This is a genomic window from Bartonella queenslandensis AUST/NH15 (genome assembly GCF_000312585.1).
GTDB classification, from domain to species: Bacteria; Pseudomonadota; Alphaproteobacteria; order Rhizobiales; family Rhizobiaceae; genus Bartonella; species Bartonella queenslandensis_A.
Genome location: NZ_HE998252.1, coordinates 1 through 746 on the forward strand (window position 1 = coordinate 1; position 746 = coordinate 746).

The following is a 746-nucleotide window of genomic DNA, read 5'->3' on the forward strand; positions in this document are numbered from 1 at the left end:
GCGCTATGTGCTTTAAAATATCGGAATGAGTATTTTGATAAGTTTTATGAAGCACTAAAATAGTCTATTTTGTCAGTTCAATTTACTGACACATAACTGACAAATATATATTATTAATTGTATTTAAGGTTGTGTTATTGATATAGGTTGTATCTCTAAAATACTAACATATTGAAATATATTGTTTTTAATTTTTACTCATTTGAAAAAAATAATAGAGGGTCTAAAAAGGACTGACAAAACTGACAACATTGGACAAAACTCTTCTTATAGGTCACTCAGATCATTATCTTTGGAGAAAAGTTACTTGATGAGAATGCCATTAAAAAGAGTTTTGCCACTTTGGGTAGAATGCTTTAAAAGAGGTTTCCTTATTGTTTTCCGCCGTTGTTTTTAACGAAAGGATGCCATTCATACCGTCTATCAGGACGCCGACCTAATTCATTGCCCTCTATAGGAAATTCACGAATATAATTGCAACGGCGTAAGAGCTCTAAAGCTTGTTTCACAGCTTCCTTATCTTTTAAAGAAGCCCAACATCGTCTATAGATATCTCTTGCCGTAAAGACATCGGGTAAATAATCACAACGCTCGACAATGAGTTTTGCACTTTCTGCTGTTAATGTATCATGCGCCGCATAAAGCCTTTTGGCATGACTTAACAAATAGGGAGACCAACGCAATGCCATAGAGAGAGAAGGCAAGTTTATTTCAAAACGTCCTCCTTCAACAAGTTCAAAAATCAA

The 746-nt window shown here is 34.3% G+C and carries 1 pseudogene; it reads right to left on the bottom strand.

The annotated features are described in order from the left end of the window. Positions 1 to 371: 371 nt before the first annotated feature. Positions 372 to 746, bottom strand: a pseudogene (locus BN338_RS12395) (YfjI family protein); the annotation flags it as partial.